Annotated in this window: 8 protein-coding genes; 4 read left to right on the forward strand and 4 right to left on the reverse strand. The window is 62.3% G+C overall.

Going from position 1 to position 5456, the window contains the following annotated elements:
• The 4 genes from C8264_RS21835 to C8264_RS21850 form a co-directional block, all read right to left on the reverse strand.
• Nucleotides 1-487: cation diffusion facilitator family transporter (locus tag C8264_RS21835; RefSeq protein WP_162783846.1), on the reverse strand; the 487-nt coding region annotated here is incomplete at its 3' end.
• A gap of 31 nt (nucleotides 488-518) precedes the next feature.
• Complete coding sequence (locus C8264_RS21840; protein WP_108463094.1) at nucleotides 519-1313, reverse strand: SidA/IucD/PvdA family monooxygenase; 795 nt, start codon at nucleotides 1311-1313, stop codon at nucleotides 519-521.
• Between the two features lie 30 nt (nucleotides 1314-1343).
• Complete coding sequence (locus tag C8264_RS21845) at nucleotides 1344-1997, reverse strand: DsbA family protein (protein WP_108463095.1); 654 nt, start codon at nucleotides 1995-1997, stop codon at nucleotides 1344-1346.
• Nucleotides 1994-2416: a disulfide bond formation protein B gene (locus C8264_RS21850; RefSeq protein ID WP_108463096.1), complete on the reverse strand. Its 423-nt coding sequence runs from the start codon at nucleotides 2414-2416 to the stop codon at nucleotides 1994-1996. The genes C8264_RS21845 and C8264_RS21850 overlap by 4 nt, the downstream gene beginning before the upstream one ends.
• 272 nt (nucleotides 2417-2688) lie before the next feature.
• Between C8264_RS21850 and C8264_RS21855 the strand changes: the two genes are divergently transcribed.
• The 4 genes from C8264_RS21855 to C8264_RS21870 all read left to right on the forward strand — a co-directional run.
• On the forward strand, nucleotides 2689-3012 hold the full coding sequence (locus C8264_RS21855; protein ID WP_162783847.1) for a hypothetical protein: 324 nt from the start codon (nucleotides 2689-2691) through the stop codon (nucleotides 3010-3012).
• Nucleotides 3013-3097: 85 nt separating this feature from the next.
• Nucleotides 3098-4345 carry a L,D-transpeptidase family protein gene (locus tag C8264_RS21860; RefSeq protein ID WP_108463098.1) on the forward strand — a complete coding sequence of 416 codons (1248 nt, stop codon included), beginning with the start codon at nucleotides 3098-3100 and terminating at the stop codon, nucleotides 4343-4345.
• On the forward strand, nucleotides 4342-4611 hold the full coding sequence (locus C8264_RS21865; RefSeq protein WP_162783848.1) for a heavy-metal-associated domain-containing protein: 270 nt from the start codon (nucleotides 4342-4344) through the stop codon (nucleotides 4609-4611). Before C8264_RS21860 ends, C8264_RS21865 begins: the two co-directional genes overlap by 4 nt.
• 139 nt (nucleotides 4612-4750) lie before the next feature.
• Nucleotides 4751-5456 (forward strand): YHS domain-containing protein (locus C8264_RS21870; RefSeq protein WP_114355254.1); only part of this gene is annotated, 706 nt, incomplete at its 3' end.

Here is a 5456-nt window from a genome sequence, read left to right on the forward strand (position 1 = left end):
CGGTGCCGAGCGCGTCGGCAATCATGTGAAGAAAGGTGCTTCGGACGTTGAGGCTGCCAAGATCCTTGCGCAGAACCCATGCGGCTGCCAGGTCTTCCACGAGCGCGATGGCACCGACGATCAGCACCGTGGTCGGCACGACCTCGGTGGGCTCGAGGAAACGCGATCCCGCCTCCCACAACAGATAAAGCCCGATCATGATCAGGGTGGTGAGATTAATCAGCGCGCCGACCGTCTCTGCCCGGGCATAGCCAAATGTCCGCCTCTGCGTCGCCACTCGCCGCGAAATGCGCCATGCGATATAGGAGACCAGAACCGAACCAGCATCCGAGAGATTGTGGGCGGCATCCGCGATGAGTGCCAGAGATCCGGACACCGCGCCGCCAACCACCTCCGCGACTGCGATGCTCAGGTTCAGTGCCAGCGCGATCAGCAGGCGCTTCCCGCGCCCGGAACTGAGATCCTTAGTACCGTGAGAGTGGCTCATTGAACGGCTCCTTCGACTGTTCCGGGTGAGTCTAATTCCTGCAATCGCTAGAGGAGCAAGCTCTTTCTCCATTCATGGGCGCGTCGGGGCGGTGCGGCAGCGACTGCCGGAGATGATCGAGGACGGCATCCACAACGGGCGGGGAATCCCTGCTGGCTCCAAGGATAAGGCCGGAGGCACGGTTTCGCTGCCACGGTCGGAACAGGAAGAACAAGCCGGGTGAACCAAGGTCGATTTCGATCCCACCGTCATGGTTGCGGTAGGCGGTCGCCCAGATGAACGTGCTGACGTCGACAAGGCTGCCATCGCCGAAGATGGCTATTCGTCCATCGGTTCCATGGAGGCGAGGTCGGATATCGATGCCGGCTGCACGGAGCACCCTGAAGCTCCGCCCCCGGTTCGGAAACGGATCGGTTGCCTGCATGATCCTGCCGACCGGCGATCCTGCAGATGCCGACAGCAGGCGGAGGCGGTCCATCCAGGTCCATGTCCTCTGGCCGAGTATCCGTTCCGGAAAGAGGCGGCGAGGCTTGCCGGTTGCGAGCACCACATGGTGGGTCCGTGCCAGATCAACCGCGATGTCCCGTCCGGACGCGCCGTCGCCGACCACAAGCACGGTGCCCGGTCCGGCGGCCATCGGATTGCGGTAGTCTCCAGCCGTGAGCTGAGCTACCTCGCCCGCAAACGCCCGGGAGAGTTGCGGCACGGCTGGTGGTTTCAATGCACCCGTGCCCACGATCACGGCTCGCGCATGGACCTGCGTTTCGTCGCCGAGCTCGGCAGCGAACCCAGAAGGCTCGGCAAAAAGCCTGCCACGCCTGGCCACCGCCGATCACCAGGACATCGATCGGTGCGGTCATTGGCCTTTCGCCACCTCGCTGCTGACGAGGTCGGCGAGCGCCTGCGGGTCGGTGCTCGCCGGCGCCTTTCCGTTCACGAAGAAGGTCGGCGTCTGCGTGACGCCAAGGGCTTCGATATCCGCCAGGTCGGCGTTGATCACGCCGAGCATGCCTGGGCGCTTTGCATCCTCCCGGGCCCGTTCCACGTCCAGCCCTGCCTCTCCGGCGATCTGCCAGGCGAGGTCAATGTTCGGTGCGCCGTGGACGGCCCATTCCGGCTGCCTGGCCAGCAAAGCCTCCAGCACGGGAATGAACAGATCCTGCAGCCGGGCGGCTTCCAGCATCTTGACTGCTTCGTCGGAGCCATCATGGAAGGGTGCGTACCTTAGCACCAACTTCACCTGGTCGGGATGGCGATCCATGATCTGCTTTACGATCGGGTAGTAAGCCCGGCACGCCTCGCAACTGGGATCAAAGAACTCCGAGATGGTAACGGGCGCATCCGCGGAACCTATGACAAAGGAATGGGGCCGAACATAGCCCGCCTCCTCGATGGTGCCGACCACAGGCGAGGGGGGCTGCGGCGCCTGGCGCGGGTAAAGCCATGCGGCAACGGCGAAAACGACTAGGGCCAGGGCTGCGACGCCGATGACGAGGGTGCGGGATTTCATGCTGGTTTCCGTGCAAGCGGGAGGAGAAGGAGTGCGATGGCGGCAAACGACGCCATCGACAGGAAGGGGATAGGGATGCCCAGGACCAGCATCCCGTCGCCGGAGCAGGATGGCCCGTTGGCCTGGCAGGGTTGTATGGGCGCGGGTAGGATGCCGGAATACAGCAGCGAATGGTAGGTGGCGATCGCCAGTCCGACACCAGCGACAGGCAGGGCGTAAATCCAGATTCCTTCGTCGCCGCGCATCGCCGCGATGCCGAGAACCAGAGCAAGCGGGAACATCGCAATCCGCTGGTACCAGCAGAGGACGCACGGCATCTGGCCCATGATCTCACCAATGAACAGCGCACCCAGTGTTGCCGCCAGGGCCACCACCCAAGCCAGGATCAACCAACTCGAGTTCGGGTTATGTGATGCCATGCGGCCTCCTCCTCGTCGGCCCACGTTACGATCTATGGCCACTAGAGGAGCAAGGACCATTTCGTCGCAGGAAGGAGAATATGTGAAGAGGTGTTCCCGTCAGCACATCATCATCTGACCTTCGCCCCTGCGAACATCCGCTCCGGGTGCCCCGGACCCCGATAACATCAAGCCTGGGTGATCCGGCCTCCAAGGGGACGTACTCTCGTCGAATTTAACCGTAGACTAAGGATGTTCCGCTGGAATGGCCTTTGAGCCCCCGAGGAGTGGAAGTGAGCATCGGATTTCGCCGCGGGCTGCTGCCCATCCTGTTTGCCATGATCGCCCTGGTGTTTTGCGTGCACCAGTCGGGCGCATCGGACCATGCCCCCGGAAATGCGGATGTCCTCGTGGCCCAACTGGACGGGGATGGCCAGAACCATGCGCAACACCCTTTCCATTCGACCGGCTGCTGCGCGCTGTCGGCAGGCATCCCGTCTCAAGAATTCGATGGGGTATTCTACTTGGGACGAATCGATTTCGCGTTCGATGCGGGTGGCGCCATCCCCAGTCCCGATCATCGTTCCAAGCATTTCCGTCCTCCACGCCGACCCTGATCCGCAACATTGGCGCCACGCAGCGATGGGCACGATGGCTGTCCGATTGCCGCCGTCCATGGACCTTTACGCATTGGATTGAACGATGAAGAGACGAGATTTCCTTCGGCTGCTGCCTGCCGGCGCCGCCGCCACCCATCTCATGATGCAGCCTGCCCAGGCGCAGTCGCTATGGGACATGATGAACCAGAACCGCTCCCTCAGCGATGCCGAGCAGGAAGCCAACAGTGCTGCTGCCATCCAGGCCATCGACACGGTCGAGCCGATATTGTCGTATGACACCGTCAACAACCTGCAGATGGCCGTTGCCCAGTACGAGCCCTTCGTTGCCCGTGGCGGGTGGGAGCAGGTGCCGCAGGAAACCTACGGCGTGACGATGGGCGCCGCACGCGATGGCGTGGTCCAGCTCAAGCGGCGCCTACTGGCCTCCGCGGACATGCCGATGGTGGAAAACGTCGACGATGCCATGGACGCGCCGACCGACGCCGCGTTGCGCCGGTTCCAGGCCCGGCACGGCTTGCAGGTGAATGGCCAGGTAGACGAGGCGACCTGGTACGCCCTCAACGTTCCGGCGGAGACACGCCTCCACCAATTGCGGCTCAATCTGCTGCGCGTCCAGGCCATGGCGCCGGCACTGGCGGATCGCTACGTGATCGTGAACATCCCGGCTGCCTTCATCGAGACGGTCGAAGGCGGCATGGTGGTTCGACGGCACACTGCCGTGGTCGGTCGGATCGACCGACAGACGCCGATCCTCAAAAGCCGCATCCACCAGATCAACTTCAACCCGTTCTGGAACGTACCCAAGAGCATCATCAGGCGCGATCTCATCAAGTACATGAACGAGAACCCCAACTACCTAACTGAGCAGAAGATCCGCATCTACGATGGCAGCGGTCGCGAACTGCAGCCGAGCGAGATCAACTGGCAGACGGAAGAGGCCGTGAACTACAATTTCCGGCAGGACCCCGGACCGCTCAATTCCATGGGCAACGTCAAGATCAACTTCCACAACCCCCATGCCGTCTACCTGCACGATACCCCTACCAAGGGCCTGTTCGGCGACAATGCGCGGTTCTATTCCTCCGGTTGCGTGCGGGTGGACCAGGTGCAGGATTTCGTAGGCTGGGTGCTGCGCGACAACGGTGACTGGGGACCGGGTGAGATCGGCAACGTGTTTTCCACCGGCGAACGTAAGGACGTCGACGTGCGCAACCCCGTCGAGATTCATACCACCTATATCTCGGCTTGGGCGAACCGGAACGGCGTGGTCAGCTTCCGCGACGATGTCTACGAGTTCGACATGGCTGGAAAAGTGAGCTTCGAGACGTGACCAAGCGGGCGAAGCTGACATTCGCCATTGCCAACTTGGGCTGCTCCAATTGTGTGGCCGCTATCGAAAACGCCGTGATGCCCCTGCCGGGCGTCGCTTACGTTGGTGTCTCGCTGACCGGCGGGACGATGACGGTCCGCCCCGGACCTGACCTGAACGTGGGCGCCATCGTGTCCAAGCTGACGGGCCTTGGTTACGTCCTTTTGGACGAACTCTGCCCTAGCACCCCGTGGGCATCAGCCTGTCCCTGCCGCTCTGGACAATAGACTGCCGCCAATGGGTGCGCTGCGGCGAGATTCTTGGACACCGACGCTGTCGTGCCCAGCCTGCCGCTTGGAGAGTGCTAACGCGCTATTGACCTTGCCACGGTGGTAAGGTGCAGAATCACGCAAACAGGAGATCATCATGGCAACCAAGCACCACCACGACGATCATGCGCATCACCATCAACGAGACGGGTCGGGCGACACTTCGATCGACGATGTGAGGGAAGTCCGTGATCCGGTTTGCGGCATGAGTGTCGATCCTGCCACGGCCAAGCACACGGCGACCTATGAAGGATCGACCTACTACTTCTGCTCCGAAGGATGCCGGTCGAAGTTCATGGATGATCCGACCAAGTACACCGAGCCTAACGCTGCCAAATCGCAGGCCGAGACCAAGACATCAGCAAGGGCGGGAACGATCTGGACCTGCCCCATGCACCCGGAGATCCGCCGCAACGAGCCGGGTTCGTGTCCGATCTGCGGCATGGCGCTGGAGCCGGAACTGCCCACTGCCGATACCGGTCCAAGCCCTGAACTCCACGACATGACCAAGCGCTTCTGGATCGGCTCGGCCTTGGCGCTGCCCGTGTTTGTCCTCGAAATGTCGGCGCACCTATTCGACCTCCATCACTGGATCGCGCCCCAGTCCCTGAACTGGATACAACTCGTTCTGGCGACACCGGTAGTGCTGTGGGCGGGCTGGCCGTTCTTCGAACGTGGCTGGGCATCCCTGCAGAACCGCAGCCTGAACATGTTCACCCTGATCGCCATGGGCATCGGGGTGGCGTGGCTGTACTCCATCGTCGCAACGTTGCTGCCGGGGATGTTTCCGGACTCGATGCGGG

It is taken from the genome of Devosia naphthalenivorans, assembly GCF_003056355.1.
GTDB lineage: Bacteria > Pseudomonadota > Alphaproteobacteria > Rhizobiales > Devosiaceae > Devosia > Devosia naphthalenivorans.

What these genes read in the sequence shown, in the direction of transcription:
- C8264_RS21850 (WP_108463096.1), bottom strand. Translation starts at nt 2,416, where the DNA reads ATGGCATCACATAACCCGAACTCGAGTTGGTTGATCCTGGCTTGGGTG.
- C8264_RS21860 (WP_108463098.1), top strand. Translation starts at nt 3,098, where the DNA reads ATGAAGAGACGAGATTTCCTTCGGCTGCTGCCTGCCGGCGCCGCCGCC.
- C8264_RS21845 (WP_108463095.1), bottom strand. Translation starts at nt 1,997, where the DNA reads ATGAAATCCCGCACCCTCGTCATCGGCGTCGCAGCCCTGGCCCTAGTC.